At 42.3% G+C, this 17,337-nt stretch carries 13 protein-coding genes and 1 tRNA gene; 7 read left to right on the top strand and 7 right to left on the bottom strand.

The window, feature by feature from the left end; translation table 11 throughout:
* The 3 genes from NO992_RS08900 to NO992_RS08910 form a co-directional block, all read right to left on the bottom strand.
* Positions 1-1,392 carry a diguanylate cyclase domain-containing protein gene (locus tag NO992_RS08900; RefSeq protein WP_371376237.1) on the bottom strand — a complete coding sequence of 464 codons (1,392 nt, stop codon included), beginning with the start codon at positions 1,390-1,392 and terminating at the stop codon, positions 1-3.
* Between the two features lie 161 nt (positions 1,393-1,553).
* Entirely contained in the window at positions 1,554-2,393 is an 840-nt protein-coding gene (locus tag NO992_RS08905) for a mechanosensitive ion channel family protein (protein WP_371376240.1), read from the bottom strand.
* Positions 2,394-2,458: 65 nt separating this feature from the next.
* Positions 2,459-3,433, bottom strand: a complete 975-nt coding sequence (locus NO992_RS08910) for a calcium/sodium antiporter (protein ID WP_371376242.1) — start codon at positions 3,431-3,433, stop codon at positions 2,459-2,461.
* A gap of 1,365 nt (positions 3,434-4,798) precedes the next feature.
* Between NO992_RS08910 and NO992_RS08915 the strand changes: the two genes are divergently transcribed.
* Genes NO992_RS08915 through NO992_RS08925 form a run of 3 tightly spaced genes read left to right on the top strand, consistent with a single transcriptional unit; the run spans position 4,799 to position 6,123 of the window.
* Positions 4,799-5,053 (top strand): helix-turn-helix transcriptional regulator, encoded by a 255-nt coding sequence (locus NO992_RS08915; protein WP_371376245.1) that lies wholly within the window; start codon positions 4,799-4,801, stop codon positions 5,051-5,053.
* On the top strand, positions 5,053-5,520 hold the full coding sequence (locus tag NO992_RS08920; protein WP_371376248.1) for a hypothetical protein: 468 nt from the start codon (positions 5,053-5,055) through the stop codon (positions 5,518-5,520). The genes NO992_RS08915 and NO992_RS08920 overlap by 1 nt, the downstream gene beginning before the upstream one ends.
* Before the next feature lie 3 nt (positions 5,521-5,523).
* Positions 5,524-6,123, top strand: a complete 600-nt coding sequence (locus tag NO992_RS08925; RefSeq protein ID WP_010607729.1) for a hypothetical protein — start codon at positions 5,524-5,526, stop codon at positions 6,121-6,123.
* A gap of 1,271 nt (positions 6,124-7,394) precedes the next feature.
* Here the strand turns inward: NO992_RS08925 and NO992_RS08930 are convergent.
* Positions 7,395-7,479 (bottom strand) — tRNA-Leu (locus NO992_RS08930).
* Between the two features lie 317 nt (positions 7,480-7,796).
* On the opposite strand from NO992_RS08930, the gene NO992_RS08935 reads away from it, so the two are divergent.
* Positions 7,797-8,294 carry an RDD family protein gene (locus NO992_RS08935; RefSeq protein ID WP_222242488.1) on the top strand — a complete coding sequence of 166 codons (498 nt, stop codon included), beginning with the start codon at positions 7,797-7,799 and terminating at the stop codon, positions 8,292-8,294.
* Positions 8,295-8,387: 93 nt separating this feature from the next.
* Here the strand turns inward: NO992_RS08935 and lptG are convergent, their stop codons facing one another.
* Complete coding sequence (gene lptG / locus NO992_RS08940) at positions 8,388-9,455, bottom strand: LPS export ABC transporter permease LptG (RefSeq protein WP_017217017.1); 1,068 nt, start codon at positions 9,453-9,455, stop codon at positions 8,388-8,390.
* Positions 9,452-10,564: an LPS export ABC transporter permease LptF gene (gene lptF / locus NO992_RS08945; protein WP_010377416.1), complete on the bottom strand. Its 1,113-nt coding sequence runs from the start codon at positions 10,562-10,564 to the stop codon at positions 9,452-9,454. The genes lptG and lptF overlap by 4 nt, the downstream gene beginning before the upstream one ends.
* Positions 10,565-10,760: 196 nt before the next feature.
* On the opposite strand from lptF, the gene pepA reads away from it, so the two are divergent.
* From pepA to NO992_RS08960, 3 genes are all read left to right on the top strand, one after another.
* Positions 10,761-12,272, top strand: coding sequence for a leucyl aminopeptidase (gene pepA, locus NO992_RS08950; protein WP_010377415.1), 1,512 nt, complete (start codon positions 10,761-10,763; stop codon positions 12,270-12,272).
* Positions 12,273-12,893: 621 nt separating this feature from the next.
* The gene (locus NO992_RS08955) at positions 12,894-13,340 is read left to right on the top strand and encodes a DNA polymerase III subunit chi (protein WP_010377414.1); all 447 of its coding nucleotides are present in this window, start codon (positions 12,894-12,896) and stop codon (positions 13,338-13,340) included.
* A 20-nt stretch (positions 13,341-13,360) separates the two neighbouring features.
* Complete coding sequence (locus tag NO992_RS08960) at positions 13,361-16,210, top strand: valine--tRNA ligase (RefSeq protein ID WP_017217020.1); 2,850 nt, start codon at positions 13,361-13,363, stop codon at positions 16,208-16,210.
* A gap of 88 nt (positions 16,211-16,298) precedes the next feature.
* Here the strand turns inward: NO992_RS08960 and rpoS are convergent, their stop codons facing one another.
* Positions 16,299-17,279, bottom strand: coding sequence for an RNA polymerase sigma factor RpoS (gene rpoS, locus NO992_RS08965; RefSeq protein ID WP_017217021.1), 981 nt, complete (start codon positions 17,277-17,279; stop codon positions 16,299-16,301).
* Between the last annotated feature and the right edge of the window lie 58 nt (positions 17,280-17,337).

Consider the following 17,337-nt stretch of genomic DNA (forward strand, 5'->3'; position numbering starts at 1 on the left):
CTAGTGGGTTTCCTGATTTGTTTCCAAAACCTCACTTTTGTTTTGCTGTCGTTGCGACAGATTTTTATCGTAATACATGTTGTGGTCGGCGCGAGCCATGAGTTCTGAGACACTATCTTGGTTTGCTGTAGGGAAAGCATAGCCAACGCTTACCGTCGTTTGAATAGTGTGCCTATCAACTTGCAGCGGTTGCTTTTCAACCTGCTCCTTAATATTTTTTATAATTGAGTTAACCAAAGCGTCTTCTGACACTCTGTGTAAAATAATAACAAACTCGTCTCCCCCTAAGCGTGCGATAAAATCGTACACACGCACTGAGTTCATCAAAATTGACGAGACATGAAGCAACAGCTTATCTCCCACTTCATGACCAAACTTATCGTTTACTTGTTTAAAATTATTTAGGTCTAGATTTAGTAAAACAAAAGAAGGTTGTTCAGAGCGGTCCAACAGCTCAGTTAGTTGCTTAATTACAAAGCGGCGATTTGGTAATTTAGTTAAGTCGTCTTGCATCGAAGCGAGATGAGCCAATCGATATGCTCGATATAAAATAAGTAGTGATAGATATAGAATAAATGCGGTAAGTACAGCCATACCTTGTGTTTGCCATTTCGTCTTGCCAAACATTGCGCTATCTATTTGATAGTTTAAAGCAAGCTGCCATTCCCCAGTTGGTAAATGTATAACGGTAGTTAAGTCTGGAGATTCAAAAACTTCCCGCTCGCCAAAAAAAACTTCACCTAGCGGACCTGAACCGTCGACTCCTCGAAGCGCCACCTCAACATTTTGAAGCTTGGTTAACCCTGAATATGTAACTAACTGCTGGTAGTCCATGACAACACTAATAGAACCCCAGTAGTTTTGATTTTTTGGATAATCTGAGAATACCGGAAACCTCGCGATTAGCGCTTCACCTTGCTGTACTAAGTGCAGCGGCCCTGCAATAAATACTCTTTGAGACTTTCTGGCGAGTTCTACAGTTCTAAACTGCTCTACATTGCTACTAAAATCAAAACCGATAGCGGCTTGGTTTCCTTCCAAAGGAAATACATCACTGATCACGTTATTGGGTGCTAGCGCTATGTGCCTAATTAGTTTTGATTTTCCAATCGTTTTTTGTACAATTTGAGACCAATTCGCAACTGCGAACTGAGGGTCAATTGTCACCAATGTGACTAGGCTTTCGGCAAGGTATGTATCCATAAAAATGGCATTTTCAAGTTTATCTCGAGCCAAAAATACATCTGCACGTGTCAACTCTCTTTGTTCATTTAACTGGCTAACGACAACAGAGTGTGAAATAAGATTTATAACATACAGAGCAACCCACCAAAAACCAATGCTAAACACGCTTAACAGCAAAACCGTACGCTTTTCTAAGGTAACCTTCATCGATTTACAGCCCAATTAAACGCTTAACAAATAAGCATCCTACCAAAAGTAGATTTAATTACAAAAGCATAGGCTAAGAGTTTGAAATATCCAACTTATAAAAATAAAAGAACCTAAGAGTTCATCTTAAGCCCTTTTACTTGCCAATTTCAGTCACACTGTTACTTTTTTAGCAACTGTTTATCGCCTTCAATAATATGTAAATCTCTTTGAGGGAATGGGATAGTGATCCCCATACTTTCCACTTTATCTTTAACCTTGCGCTGCGTTTTCCAATAAATATCCCAGTAGTTTGCCGTTGGAGTCCAAGCACGTAACTGCAAATTAACAGAGCTATCGGCCAAGGTATGCACTAAGTATTGAGGTTCAGGAGTCTTAAGAATACGAGACTCTTCAGCAACCAATTCACGCAAAGCTGTTAGACCATCTTCAATTGAGTCACCATAAGAAATCCCAACCGTTATATCCATTCGGCGCTTGTCATTGCGGCTAAAGTTTTTTACAGCACCAGCCCAAACAGTGCTATTGGGAATTGAGATATAAATACCGTCGGCTGTTTCTAAAACAGTAGTAAATAAACCAAGATCTTTTACACTACCTGAACTGCCAGATACCTCGACAAATTCAGACTTTCTGAGTGGCTTCAAGAATAATAACATCACACCAGCAGCAACATTACTTAAGGTATCCTTTAGTGCCAAACCAATGGCCAAACCAGCCGCACCAACTAACGCAACTAGGCTGGCAGTATTTACCCCAAATAAGTCTAAAATAATAACAACAGCAATAAGGTAAACAACATAGCCGGATAACGTACTGAGTAATTTCGTTACAATTTCATCTTGTTTACTGACTCGGTATACAGCTTTATAAACAGCGCGTTTCAGTACTTTTGCACCAATAGCAGATGCAACCAAAATGAGTATCGTTAGTAAGGTATTTTGACCTATTGATAACAGTTGAGCTTGATGCTCGGATAGAAAGGCCGTGATATTTCCCATAAGTTTGTTTCTCTTATTAGTTTATAAATTTGTTAAAAGATAAAGTTGAACATCTCTCAAACCAGCTACCCACTGAATGAATCAAAAATTAAATAGCCACTATACGCAAAGTAGCTTAATAGTAGCATTGCTCCTTCCTTTCTCGTGATGCGGCCTTGCCGACCAAAACCAAATGCCATCACAAATAGCATTATGGTAAGTATCATCATTACACTCCAGTCACGATTAAATACCATAGGTTCGATTTGCATAATTGGCTCAATTCCTCCTGCAATACCTATCACAGCCAGTGTATTAAACATGTTGGAGCCAACGACATTACCGATAGCAATATCATGTTCACCCTTTTTAGCTGCAACAATAGAAGCTGCAAGCTCAGGTAAAGAAGTGCCCAATGCCACAATGGTTAAACCAATAATTAAATCACTTACACCTAATGCTGTTGCTATCTCGACCGCTCCCCAAACTAGTACACGAGAGCTTAAAACGAGAAGTATCAGCCCAACTAACAACCAAAAGATTGCCGCTTGCAATGATAATGTCTGGTTATTTATTTCCTGAGTAAACTCCGTTTCTAAAGCATCATTTGAGCTATACAATCCAGAGTAAATAGACCAAGTAATAAAGATCAAAAATCCCACTAATAATAACGTAGCATCAAGTGGACTTAAATCACCGTCAAAAATCAAGCAACCAAAAAAGAACGAAGCAACAATAAGAATGGGCAGCTCTTTACGCACAATGGATGATTGCACCGCAATAGGGGCTATCAGTGCCGTAACCCCAAGTATTAAGCTAATATTAACAATATTAGACCCCATACCGTTTCCTAAAGCCAAAGCTGGGTTGCCATCACTTGCAGCCATAGCCGATACCACCATTTCAGGTGCAGAAGTACCAAAACCAACGACCACCATGCCAATTAGTAGCGCAGGCATACCAGCATACTTCGCCGTCGCAGCAGCACCTTCAACGAAACGGTCAGCGCTCCAAACTAACAGCATAAAACCACCAAGAATAGCCAATAAAGCTAGCATCATAGCTATTCTCCTTTATTCTTGATGGTAGAAAAATTGATACGTGTTGGCACACTAATACGGCAGGCAAAGGGATAAAACATTGAGACTCTCTTAGGGCAGACCATTAACAATAAGATAAATAACCTTATCTGCCCGATATCGGTTACTTACCTTAAGTCTTGTCAAGGCAAAGAGGCTCGAAACTGCCACGAGCGATGCTTGCCCGGGGTATGTTGACAGTTTCCCTGTAAAAAACAGGAGACTACTCCCTCAAAGTAAAATTAGCTTAGCGCAACTTTGGCAGCCCTGCCAAGATAAAATTGACTCATCCATCAGGCTAACACTTTTGCTTTTATCCTCGCTACCACAAGGAATTACTTAGCTTTAACAAGCTACTACTGAGATGACCTTGTTTTATAGCGAATCAATAAGCTACCAATACATAGCACCACCAAAAAAAGACTATACATAGAGCAAATATAGGTCCAGTCACCTTGAATGAATAATAAGCTAAATCGGGTTCCGTCGTTTAAAAATAAAACATTAGATAATGAAAATAAGGCCACGCAATGAAAATAGTAAGGCTGCTGCCTTCGACTCGCGAGTGCAGAGATAAACATTGAAAGTAAAGTGAGGTAAAACCCAATAACAGACGGCGCACCGGGCTGCATGCTTGGATAAAGTGCAACAATAGAAAGAAAGATTGCCACTCCACCAATAATTTTATAAACCAAAATCATATCCTTTGAAAATGTAACCAAGCATCCAATATGTAAACGAATTAAAGTATGCGGTAATCGCTTACTGCGCGCAAGCGTCTACCTAACAATAAAGCAAATTCATTAACGGACGGTTCCAAATACCAAACAAAACCTTAGCTGCACAAATCAGAACAAGGAAAATTGCAGACGCTAAAGCAACTTCACACCAAAACGCTTCTAATCACCTGCGAGATGATATCTAAACGCTTTAGCCGTGGTGTAACCTCCTGCACTTCAAGGCCTTTTATAGCCTCAGCGTCATCCATAAAAAAGGCATGATCGTACTTTCCAGTACCCTTATTTTTTACATAAACCAAAAAATAGCAGTATTGATGCATTTGGTCGAGCCTACGCAAAAAGTCTATTTCTTCCGCAGTGATATTTGGTTTCACTACCGAATGGATTTTGGATACAAAAACATGTTTTATGTAAACCACCTGTTAACCTTTGGTATATTTAGAAATATCGTGTAACCCATAGCCCTGCACGGCTGTGACTACAATTTCATCTAGCGTTAGTAAACTTAGCATGTTCATTTTCTGTTTTAATGTTTCAACTTTATTGTTAACATTATGTTTAATTAGATGCACAAAAGTCTCCGCATCATAGAAAAAAGGAAAAGGACGTGATTAATGGCGATGATTTAAAAGCAATGAGAAGAAAGGCCGGTATCTCGCAAGAACAGATGGCAAAAAAGCTTGGATGCGATCGTAAAACCATTAGTAACTATGAGCTAGACGTAAGCGATATAAGATCAAAGCAACTTTTTCAGTGGTTTATGTTCTGCAAAATAGACGCTAAATCTTTACTTAATCAGATCAAAGAGCTGAGTAGTACGATGAATGGCTCTGAAAAAACAAAAATACAGGATGATGAATAATGAAAAAGGTTAAATTTCTTGATTTGATAAGCCGTATTTACTTTTTTTTATTTAGAGTTCAAGTTAATACGGCAACGTTTAAAAAATTAGCAGCTGCTAGCGTTGCGATAAAACAAAACTTACTAAATTCAGAAAAAATACAATCTGTAGTCGGCGGTATTCGCCCATGGAAGCCACACCACCCCCAAATCAGTCAAGCCGCGGTTCCGTCTTTCGTTAAGAATACTAACTTCAATAGCAAAGTGGATAAACTAAAGATTGAAGCAACAGTTTGTAACCACATCTCAGGCGGAAATAGCGCTGTAAAACCTCGTAGAAATAAGACAGTTACAACCGAGACAAATCAGCTTTCTATCGATATGTGCTCTTCAATTTCAGGTGGCAATGGAGCCAAAAAGCCTCCCAGAAATCAGTCTATTGAAACAGAAGAGTCCGCAGATAAACCACTTCAAGGTATTCAAGGATAAAGAATGAAACTCTCAAACTTAGTTTTGCTTAGCATTGCTTCAATTTCATTCTTTTACATCCAGCTTTGGGATGAAAGTTTGGTCATGCCACTTCATTTACTATTGTTAAGTGTATGCACTCTATACGGGATGTATCGAAGAGACATAAATATCACCCACATTGCAGGATTTATTTTAGTGTTAACCGCCAGTAGTCATGCTGTTTTCGAGCTAGGCCTAATAAACTACACAATTCCTGATGAAAATAAGTTACTGCAAGGCACCATTATTTATGGTGTGCAATTATTGTTTAGTATCACGACTGCACTCATATTAATATTTAGAGTTCAGATTTCCAGACTTATCTCTAAATCCAAGCAAATTGAGTTAACCTACTTTGATGGACTTTACCATTGGATATACATGTACACCTCCTTAATTTACTTACTGGGGCTAGTAGAAAATATAGCGTGGTCATACTTCAACCTAAAATCATGGACATTTATTTACGATAATTTCGAAGGCTTAATCTATATCGCGTGGGCAGTATGTTGCGGCGCAGTACTAACCATGATGATATGCTCAGCAAAATCAAACGACTCCCAAGAACCAAGACTGTCGTAAGCAAACAGCAATGGTGTAAAAAACCAGATTTTTATCTGGTTTTTTTGCTTTTGTATTCACAAGCTGTAGTAAGTAGAACCTCGATGCTCTGATAACAGGTTTCAACGCCCATCAAAGGGCTACGACAATCTTTTTTTTGATGCCAAAGAATTGTTGCGCAAAAGAAAAGGCACTCCCAACATCACACTGTACCCTCTCTATCTCATCACAAAAGCATAACTTCTCGGCGGGTGAACCGCCTCCCACAAAACTATTTAGACTGTGAGTTAGGAGACTATGCTGATAATTTTTGTAACCTTTGCAAACAGCTTTATTGATTAAGTCGTAGACGATCTTACAAGCAACTTATTCTCCCCTCCATCACACCCGAGAAGCATAAGCTGATATGCAATGTGCCGACAGGATGTCGGCTAAGTCTTGTCTGGCACAGGGAGGTGCCTTACAAGACGGTTGCACTATAACGGCTTAGGATTTGAGGATTGAGTGTGATGCTGGGGCGACGTTTTCTTGGTTCGTTCTTTTTCGTCGTTAAAAAAGAATGAACGAGAAGTGCATGGATGCACTTTGATATTAAACATGGAGGTTTATGTTGCTAACGGCTGATAGCTCGAAATTTATCGTAAAGTCAGCCCGTCCTCCTGACAGGTTTCGACGCCCATTTATGGGCTACGACTACCTTTTCGTTGCCAAAAGAAAAGGTAGCAAGAGCTGGCGAACAAGGTCGAGGGTTTGCCGTTGTGGCGTCCAAGTCCAGTTTCGCAAGAACGGTCTGTAGAGATAAACCAATCCTTTGAGATAAGACTAATTCGTTCGTCGAGATAAATCTCGACCTACAATTCGAGGCATAAAAAACCCTGCTAAAAAGCAAGGGTTATAAAAAGTGGTACCAGTGGGCGGACTCTTAACCTATATTAGCGCCACCCGCGTGGCGCCCAAGTCAGATACCATAATTTCAAAGCATAAATTTAAGGCATAAAAAAACCCCAACCAATCGGTTAGGGTTATAAAAAGTGGTACCAGTGAGCGGACTCTTAACCGGTATTAGTGCCACCCGCGTGGCGCCCAAGTCAGATACCATAATTTCAAAGCATAAATTTGAGGCATAAAAAAACCCTTGCTAGAAAGCAAGGGTTATAAAAAGTGGTACCAGTGAGTGGACTCTTAACCTGTATTAGCGCCACCCGCGTGGCGCCCAAGTCCGATACCATAATTTCAAAGCATAAATTTGAGGCATAAAAAAACCCCTGCTAAAAAGCAAGGGTTATAAAAAGTGGTACCAGTGGGCGGACTTGAACCGCCACGCCCGAAGGCAACGGATTTTGAATCCGTCATGTCTACCAATTCCATCACACTGGCATAATTTTTCTTTCATCTTCTAAAACAAGAGAAAATAAAGAAAAACCACTTTGAGCTCAGGCTTTTTTTATTTGCCTTCGTCTCTATGCTTTGCATTATACAAAGGCGATTAAGAACGGCAAGTAATTTTTTTGCAATAAGGCGTTAACTGCCTGTTATTTGTGCACAAGCAGTTAAATATTACCCTAAAGTCAACTTTATTCCTGCTAAAACGGTAACGACAAGATGTTACTAATCCATTAGTTAACGTAATTCAGTAAACGTTTTATCGGTTTATGTGTAAAATACTCCGCAACCTTGTAATTATGAGAGTTGTTATGTCACATTTTGCTCCAGCGAATTTCAGCCGTCGCTTGGCTTCACTTATATACGACAGCTTAGTGGTCGTCGCGTTCGCAATGCTGACTACCGTGTTATTTTTACTAACCATCAATGCCTTAATTTCATTTAACATGCTCGCACTTGGCAATCATGAAGACGTATCGGCGCTGATCCAAGCGGATCCTATCTTATATACACTTAGAGCCACGTTATTGGTGTTGGTTTCGGTGCTGTTTTTTGCCTATTTTTGGACTAAGAGCGGTCAAACTATCGGTATGCGCGCATGGCGCCTAAAAGTGCAAACCCCCGACGGAGCACTGTTAACTTGGCCAAAAGCAATCGCTCGTAGCCTATGCGCGCTAATTGGACTGGGTAATCTGGTAGTGTTGTTAGACTTTAAAAAGAAAAGATCGCTCCAGGATATGCTGTGTGGTACTGAGGTAGTGGTACTGAGCAAAGAGGAAAATAAAAAGGTGTATAACAGCTTAGACTAATCTAAGCTTCAAATAGCAGCCTATTCCATTAGCCATGTCCATAAAAAATATAGGCCTCATAATGAGGCCTATATTTTTACTTAATTCAAAACGTTAATTTTGTTTCTTCAGCAGATGGATAGCCAATCCAATAAATAACAAGCTTGGCATTAACGCGCCAACCACCGGTGGAACTTGATATACCATCACGATAGGGCCAAAAATTTCATTACTCAGATGGAAAGCTAAGCCTGTTACCACGCCCATAATAATCCGCGCGCCCATGCTCACCGTTCTCAGTGGCCCGAAGATAAATGACAAAGCCACCAGCAGCATTACCCCAATCGTCAGCGGCTGCATCACCTTACGCCACAGCGCGAGTTCATAGCTACTTGAATCTTGCTCATTTTGCTTTAGATAAGCGAGAAATGACCATAATCCTGTGAAAGACAAAGCATCTGGCTCTATCGATACAACACCTAACCTGTCTTCACTTAATTCAGACTCGTAGAGCATTGATTTTGAATAATGCGTTGTAATTTGTTGTTGATCGATATGTACTTCTTCCACGTCTTGCAATTGCCAGCCGTTAGATATGCTTTGCGCCGACTGAGCGCGTACGATTTTTGCCAGTGTTAGTGAGTCATCGAAATAATAAATTGCGATATCTTTAAGCTTACCGTTTTTTTCAACATTACCAATGTTAATAAAATTGCCGCCGTCTTTCGCCCACACACCACGCTGAGCGCTGTAAACTTCACCGCCATAAATTGCTTCGTTTTTTAACCGTTTTGCGGTTTGCTCCGCTTTTGGTGCCCCCCACTCCCCAAGCGCCATCATCAGTAGCGCAAGCACCACTGCCGTTTTCATCACCGACATAATAATTTGAAAGCGCGACCACCCAGCCGCTTGCATAACAATTAGTTCACTGCTTGAAGCAAGTGCACCAAGCCCAATCAGGCCACCAATCAGCGCAGCCATAGGGAAAAATACGACGATATCGCTTGGCATGCTGTAAATGGTATAGAGCATGGCACCGAGTAAATCATAGCTGCCACGACCAACCGAGCGCAGTTGCTCAATAAACTTTATAAGCGTATTGATCCCCACAAAAACTAATAGCGCGAAACCTGTGGTTTGTAAGATGCTACGCCCTAAATACCAATCTAGCGTCTTCATCATGCCGTCGTCTCCCGTTTCATAAATACCGAGCGAACCCACACACCAAAAGGTCTTCCTTTCGCAATTAAATAAACGCCAATAAAGAGCACACTTAAGTGGATCCACCAGAGACCGACTGAGGCTGGCACTTTTTCTTCAGCTAACAGAAACTTGCCTGCGTTGAGTAGAATGAAATAACCCAAATATAGCGTAATTGCTGGCACGAGCTTAGCAAACTTGCCTTGTCTTGGGTTAACCACACTTAGTGGCACAGCCAATAGAGTGAGTAACAAAATGGAAATAGGCACCGATAATCGCAACTGAAATTGCGCTTTTGCTTCAGGCGTATCCATTTCAAGTAACTGTAAGCTTGGAATAGCCTCTAATTTACGGCGCTGGTGTTCAATTTCTTGTTCTTTAATTTGCACTTGGTAAGTACCAAATTCAGTACGATTAAGTGCTTGGCTGAAGCCATCAGTCTCGTAACGCTTACCTTCATGAAGGAGTAATTGCTGCTCACCACTATCAAGCTCAATCACTTCTCCTTTTTGCGCATACACTAAACGAGCGGCTTGATTTGAGTCCTTCTCAGGCAATTGCGCGACAAACACTTTGTCTAATTCGCGGCCTTGTTCGCTAATACCGTGAACAAATACCACCGCTTTTTCATTGCCCGTTTGCTGAAATCTACCAGCTCTGAGAGTAGAAAGTCCCGATTCCGCATCGGCTTGCTCTCTTAATTGATACTCTTTTTCACTCGCCCAAGGTGCAATATACATACTCACACAAGCGGCGAGTAATGCAAAAAATACACTAGAGACTAAAGTCACCCTAACGACATACCACTCACTGACCCCGCAAGCGCGCAGTACCGTCATTTCACTGTCGGCGTAAATGCGACTATAGGCTAAAATGATCCCAAGAAAGAGACTAAGCGGTAAAATATAACCGGCTAACTGTGGCAGCTTTAGCGCAAGCATAGCAAGTACTAACTTACCCGGTATACCCCCTTCAGACGCTGAGCTCAGAATGAGTACAAACTTTTGTGACAAAAATATTGTCATTAAGGTGAGAAAAACCGCAACCTGAGATTTTAGCACTTCACCCGTTAAATAGCGGAAAATAAGCAATGTTCGTCCCTATAAAACGTCTTGTTTCACTGGAATAGTGGGAAAAATTGAGTAAACTGATTATTTTAGTCACTTTATTATATGTCAATGCGCCGGAATATCCTACCTAAGGTTAAAGCATATTCATGACTTTAATGTAGGAAAGTGTGTTGGCATAAAAAGTTCAAAATGACATGACAAAGACTCAGGAGTCGCAATGGAATTCAGCGTTAAAAGTGGTAGTCCAGAGAAACAGCGTAGCGCATGTATTGTTGTTGGTGTATACGAGCCACGCCGTCTCTCACCAATTGGTGAACAGCTGGATAAAATAAGCGAAGGCTATATCTCAAATTTACTCAGACGTGGTGATCTTGAAGGCAAACCAGGACAAGTTCTACTTCTTCATCATGTACCAAATGTACTCAGCGAACGCGTTTTGTTAGTGGGTTGTGGTAAGGAAAGAGAGCTCGACGATAAACAATACAAACAAATTATCTCTAAGACCATCAATACGTTAAATGAAACGGGCTCAATGGAAGCGGTATGTTTTCTGACTGAGCAGCATGTTAAAGGTCGTGATACCTACTGGAAAGTTCGCCAAGCGGTCGAAACCACGCAAGATTGTCTGTATACCTTTAATCAACTAAAAAGCAAAAAGAGTGAGGCTAGACGCCCGCTACGTAAAATCGTCTTTAACGTACCAACGCGCCGTGAATTAACAATCGGTGAAAGCGCGATTGAGCACGGTCTTGCTATCGCCGCTGGTAGTAAGTTGTGTAAAGACGTTGCGAATATGCCACCAAATATCTGTAACCCTCGTTATTTGGGCGAGCAAGCACAACAGTTGGCTGAAGACTTTGATAACGTTACCGTTAACCTTGTTGGTGAACAAGAAATGGAAGAGCTGGGTATGCACTCATACCTAGCAGTTGGCCGTGGTAGTCGCAACGAATCAGTGATGTCGGTTATCCACTATAACGGTGGTGACGAAGGCCAAGCACCAATCGTATTCGTGGGTAAAGGATTAACATTTGACTCGGGTGGTATTTCTATCAAGCCTGGCGAAGCGATGGATGAAATGAAATACGACATGGGCGGAGCCGCAGGCGTACTTGGCTTAATGCGAGCCGTTGTGCAAATGCAACTGCCACTTAATGTGATTGGTGTATTAGCTGGCTGCGAAAATATGCCAGGGGGCGATGCTTACCGTCCGGGCGATATTTTAACCACCATGTCCGGTCAAACCGTTGAGGTACTCAATACGGATGCCGAAGGCCGCTTAGTACTGTGCGATGCGCTAACTTACGTTGAAGCATTCGAGCCGGAAACCGTTGTCGATGTTGCGACATTAACAGGGGCATGTATTGTTGCGCTTGGTAGCCATGCGACAGGTCTTTTATCTAACCATAACCCGCTTGCCCATGATTTGCTAAAAGCGTCAGAGCAAAGTGGAGACAGAGCTTGGCAACTGCCGCTTTGGGATGATTATCAAGAACAACTTGAAAGCCCGTTTGCTGACTTTACGAACTTAGGTGGTCGCGCAGCTGGCACGATTACAGCCGCGTGTTTCTTGTCTAAATTTACGAAAAAGTACAACTGGGCGCATTTAGACATCGCAGGTACTGCATGGCGCAGCGGCAAGAACAAAGGCGCTACAGGTCGTCCTGTGCCTATGCTGATGCAATATTTACTTAACCGCGCCAATATCACGGACGCACAGCAAGACTAATAGTCTAGTCGCGATACTTAACAAGCATAAGTCGCGACATAAAGTCGCTGCTACACAAGGCTAATCCAAACCGTAGCAGCGGGTTTATCCCGCGACATATAGTCGCAGCTGCAAAAAGTTAATCCAAACCGTAGCAGCGGGTTTACCCCGCGACATAAAGTCGCAGCTACACAAGGTTAATCCAAACCATAGCAGCGGGTTTACCCCGCGACATAAAGTCGCAGCTCACAAGGTTATTCCAAACCGTAGCAGCGGGTTTACCCCGCGACATAAAGTCGCAGCTACACAAGGTTAATCCAAACCGTAGCAGCGGGTTTACCCCGCGACTATATCCCGCACCAAATTAACACTACAAAGCTACTAAACCACCTCTGCAAGCACTTCCCACCACTTGCCATATTTTATTCTTCTTCTCTTGCTTCTTGATTGATGGTATTGCCTTTATATGGCAGAATACAGGCTTATTTATGTGCATTTAAGTGGCGCTATAATTAGTTTTAAACTAAGCCGCGCATACTGATTTTCTTCGTCTACGCTATCACGGTAAACAAGATTACAGATATTGAGCAGCTGTGGAGCCTGTGGCAAACCTCAGTACTCCTCGCAATTGGTATTATTATCATGACTATCAAAGCGCGCTTTTACGTGTTAAAACAAAACGATGAGCCGGGGATTAGCGTTCCGGCTCATTTTGATCTGGCAGCACAAACTGCGGCGAGCTTGTATCAAGCTGGACACCGTATCTTTGTTAACGTCGATAATACTGACGATGCTCATTTATTCGATGAGCACCTTTGGTGCTTTGACGCAGACAGGTTTGTGCCCCACAACTTACAAGGCGAAGGCCCCAAAGGCGGCGCACCGGTGGAAATTGGCACTATGCCTCCTGCTGCTCGTCGCCCCGTGCTCATTAATCTGGCTCGGGTCGTCCCTGACTTTATTCGTCGCTTTGAACAGGTGATAGATTTTGTGCCTGTTGAAGCCAGCGCTAAGCAAGCCGCACGAGAACGCTTTAAGCAACTTCGTGCACTTGGCGCAACAATTTCCACTGAAGACATTGAGAAATAGCATTTTTAGGGTTCTGTGTAATGGATAAAACCTACAATCCACAAGATATTGAACAGTCTTTGTATCAAGACTGGGAGTCAAATGGCTACTTTAAGCCATCAGGCAATGGTGACGCATACTCGATTATGATCCCACCGCCGAATGTCACAGGTAGTCTACACATGGGCCACGCGTTCCAAGACACTATCATGGACACTTTGATCCGCTATCAGCGTATGAAAGGCAAAAACACGCTATGGCAAGTGGGTACTGACCACGCAGGTATCGCCACTCAGATGGTTGTTGAGCGTAAGCTTGCAGCCGAAGAAGGTAAATCACGCCATGATTTAGGCCGTGACGAATTCATCAATAAAATCTGGGAATGGAAAGAGCAATCAGGTGGCACAATCACCAAACAGTTACGCCGTTTAGGTGCATCTGTAGATTGGGATAGAGAACGTTTTACGATGGATGACGGCCTGTCTGAAGCTGTAAAAGAAGTATTCGTTCGCCTATATCAAGATGACTTAATCTACCGTGGTAAGCGTCTAGTTAACTGGGATCCTAAATTACACACTGCAATTTCTGATTTAGAAGTTGAGAATAAAGACAAGCAGGGTCATATGTGGAATTTACGTTATCCACTTGCGGATGGCGTAACCACTAAAGATGGTAAAGACTACATCATTGTTGCAACCACTCGTCCAGAAACCATGCTTGGTGATACAGGTGTTGCAGTAAACCCGGATGATGAACGTTATCAAGACTTAATTGGTAAAGAAATTCTACTTCCTATCGTCAACCGTCGCATTCCTATCGTTGCCGATGAACATGCGGATATGGAAAAAGGCACGGGCTGCGTAAAAATCACGCCAGCACACGACTTTAACGATAATGAAGTTGGTAAGCGCCATGAGCTGCCAATGATCAACGTATTTAACAAAGACGCGGCTGTTCTAAATACGGGTGAGTGCTTTACTTTTGATGGTAAGCCACTTGAAGCGATGGATGCACCAATTCCAGAGCGTTTCCACGGCCTTGACCGTTTCGATGCGCGTAAGCAAATCGTTGACGAATTTGAGCAGCTTGGTCTACTTGAGAAAATCGACGATCACAGTCTAACCGTTCCTTATGGCGACCGCTCTGGCGTAGTTATCGAGCCACTACTTACCGATCAGTGGTATGTTCGCGTTGCTCCTCTTGCAGAGCCTGCAGTAAAAGCGGTAGAAGATGGTGATATTCAATTTGTACCTAAGCAATACGAGAACATGTACTTCTCTTGGATGCGTGATGTTCAAGACTGGTGTATATCCCGTCAGCTTTGGTGGGGCCACAGGATCCCAGCATGGTATGACAGCGAAGGTAATGTATATGTTGGTCGTGACGAAGCAGAAGTTCGTCAAAACCATAACCTTGATGCAAATGTGACGCTGACACAAGATGAAGACGTACTAGACACTTGGTTCTCTTCTGCACTGTGGACTTTCTCAACGTTAGGTTGGCCTGAAAACACGGAAGATCTAAAGGTATTCCACCCGTCAGATACCTTGGTTACTGGTTTCGACATTATCTTCTTCTGGGTAGCTCGCATGATCATGATGACCATGCATTTCATCAAAGATGAAGATGGTAAACCTCAAGTTCCATTTAAGACCGTTTATGTGACTGGCCTTATTCGCGATGAAAATGGCGATAAGATGTCTAAGTCAAAAGGTAACGTGTTAGATCCACTAGACATGATTGATGGTATCGATCTTGAGAGCCTAGTGACGAAACGTACTGGCAATATGATGCAACCACAGCTTGCGGCAAAAATCGAAAAGAATACGCGCAAAACATTTGTCGATGGTATTGAAGCACACGGTACTGACGCATTGCGTTTCACTCTTGCAGCAATGGCGTCAACAGGACGTGATATCAACTGGGATATGAACCGTCTTGAAGGGTACCGTAACTTCTGTAACAAGCTTTGGAATGCTAGCCGTTATGTATTGATGAACACAGAAGAACAAGACTGTGGCTTCAACGATAACGAAAAAGTGTATTCTCTTGCAGATCGTTGGATTTTAGGTCAATTCCAAAATACGGTTAAGGTGTTCTCTGAGCACTTGGATAACTATCGCTTTGACCTTGCGGCAAACACTATTTATGAGTTCACATGGAACCAATTCTGTGACTGGTATCTAGAGCTAACTAAGCCAATTTTATTTAAAGGCAATGAAGCGCAGCAGCGTGGTACACGCCATACGCTTATCACCGTATTGGAAGGCTTACTTCGTTTGATGCACCCACTAATGCCTTATATCACAGAGACAATTTGGCAACGTGTAGCACCAATTGCAGGTGTCGAAGCGAAGACAATTATGCTTGAAGCGTTCCCAGTATTCGACGAAAGCAAAGTTGATGCGCAAGCAATGGCTGACCTTGAGTGGGTGAAGCAGTTTATTATTGCTATCCGTAACATTCGTGGTGAAATGGACATCAGTCCAAGCAAGCCGCTAAACGTGTTACTTACTGGTGCAAGCGAAGATGACAAACGTCGTCTAGAAGAAAACCAAGCTTTCTTAAGCGCTCTGGCAAAACTGGAAACGGTAGACTTACTTGCAAGCAAAGACGAAGCACCAGCTTGTGCGACCGCATTTATCGGTGACCTTGAGATCATGATCCCAATGGCAGGTTTGATTGATGTAGAAGCAGAACTTGCGCGTATTGCTAAGCAGCTTGAAAAAGCAGAAAAAGGTCTTGAGCAAGTTGAAAAGAAACTCGCAAACGAAAAGTTTGTAAGTAACGCACCTGAAGCAGTACTTGCTAAAGAGAAAGCAAAATTAGCTGAATTTAGCGATGCAAAAACGAAGCTACTTGAACAAAAAGCCAAGATAGAAAGCTTATAATCGCTTTCTACCTTGGCTGGTTTTATACCAATTTACTCATTAAAAAAGCCGCATATTGCGGCTTTTTTAATGAGTAAATTGGTATGATTTACTGTTGCTCAAATAGGCTATCTGTACTTAACCCTTCGTGTTGTAAAATGTCTTTTAAGCGTCTCAACGCCTCAACTTGAATTTGTCTTACACGCTCTCTCGTTAGCCCAATTTCGCGGCCAACATCCTCAAGCGTAGATGGCTCATAACCAAGCAAACCAAAGCGTCTCGCTAGCACTTCTCGCTGTTTTGGGTTTAACTCTCCCAGCCAATCAACAATGTGTTTGTTAATATCGTTGCTCTGCACTTCGGTTTCTGGACCACCGCCCTTTTCATCCGCGATAATATCGAGCAGTGCTTTGTCATTTTCACCACCAATAGGCGTATCAACCGAGGTGATCCTTTCGTTTAGACGCAGCATTTTACTGACTTCTTCGACGGGTTTGTCGAGACATTCAGCGATTTCTTCTGCGGTAGGTTCATGATCCAGCTTTTGCGTCAATTCACGTGCTGTACGTAGGTAAACATTGAGCTCTTTGACAACATGAATAGGCAAACGAATGGTACGAGTTTGGTTCATGATCGCACGTTCGATAGTTTGACGGATCCACCAAGTTGCATAAGTAGAAAACCTAAATCCACGTTCCGGATCAAACTTTTCTACCGCTCGGATCAGGCCTAAGTTACCTTCTTCAATGAGGTCAAGTAATGCCAAACCACGGTTGTTATAACGACGAGCGATTTTAACCACTAATCTCAAGTTACTCTCTATCATCCGTTTACGTGAGGCTTCGCACCCCTTTAACGCTTTACGCGCAAAGTAAACTTCTTCTTCTGCACTGAGCAGTGGGGAAAATCCAATTTCACCTAAATAGAGTTGAGTAGCATCTAAGTTTTTAACCACTTCTTCTTTGGCAAAAACTTCTTCGTCGTCTTCGAGGTCTTCAAGTAATTCGTCTTTCGGTTCGTCAATATTATCATCTTCGAACTTGTCTAACTCTGGAGTAGATTTTGTAGGTAATTTTGCAGTGTGAGCCATAAGTATTCTCCCCAAGCGAATAAAAGTAAGGGTACTCGAACCAATCGAAGTACTCGCA

Origin of the sequence: Pseudoalteromonas sp. DY56-GL79 (genome assembly GCF_041414765.1) — a bacterium.
Lineage (GTDB): Bacteria > Pseudomonadota > Gammaproteobacteria > Enterobacterales > Alteromonadaceae > Pseudoalteromonas > Pseudoalteromonas piscicida.

Excerpts from the sequence above, each read along its gene's own strand:
- NO992_RS08900 (WP_371376237.1), bottom strand. The coding sequence starts at position 1,392 with ATGAAGGTTACCTTAGAAAAGCGTACGGTTTTGCTGTTAAGCGTGTTT.
- NO992_RS08905 (WP_371376240.1), bottom strand. The coding sequence starts at position 2,393 with ATGGGAAATATCACGGCCTTTCTATCCGAGCATCAAGCTCAACTGTTA.
- NO992_RS08910 (WP_371376242.1), bottom strand. The coding sequence starts at position 3,433 with ATGATGCTAGCTTTATTGGCTATTCTTGGTGGTTTTATGCTGTTAGTT.
- NO992_RS08920 (WP_371376248.1), top strand. The coding sequence starts at position 5,053 with ATGAAAAAGGTTAAATTTCTTGATTTGATAAGCCGTATTTACTTTTTT.
- NO992_RS08925 (WP_010607729.1), top strand. The coding sequence starts at position 5,524 with ATGAAACTCTCAAACTTAGTTTTGCTTAGCATTGCTTCAATTTCATTC.
- NO992_RS08935 (WP_222242488.1), top strand. The coding sequence starts at position 7,797 with ATGTCACATTTTGCTCCAGCGAATTTCAGCCGTCGCTTGGCTTCACTT.
- lptG (WP_017217017.1), bottom strand. The coding sequence starts at position 9,455 with ATGATGAAGACGCTAGATTGGTATTTAGGGCGTAGCATCTTACAAACC.
- pepA (WP_010377415.1), top strand. The coding sequence starts at position 10,761 with ATGGAATTCAGCGTTAAAAGTGGTAGTCCAGAGAAACAGCGTAGCGCA.
- NO992_RS08955 (WP_010377414.1), top strand. The coding sequence starts at position 12,894 with ATGACTATCAAAGCGCGCTTTTACGTGTTAAAACAAAACGATGAGCCG.
- NO992_RS08960 (WP_017217020.1), top strand. The coding sequence starts at position 13,361 with ATGGATAAAACCTACAATCCACAAGATATTGAACAGTCTTTGTATCAA.
- rpoS (WP_017217021.1), bottom strand. The coding sequence starts at position 17,279 with ATGGCTCACACTGCAAAATTACCTACAAAATCTACTCCAGAGTTAGAC.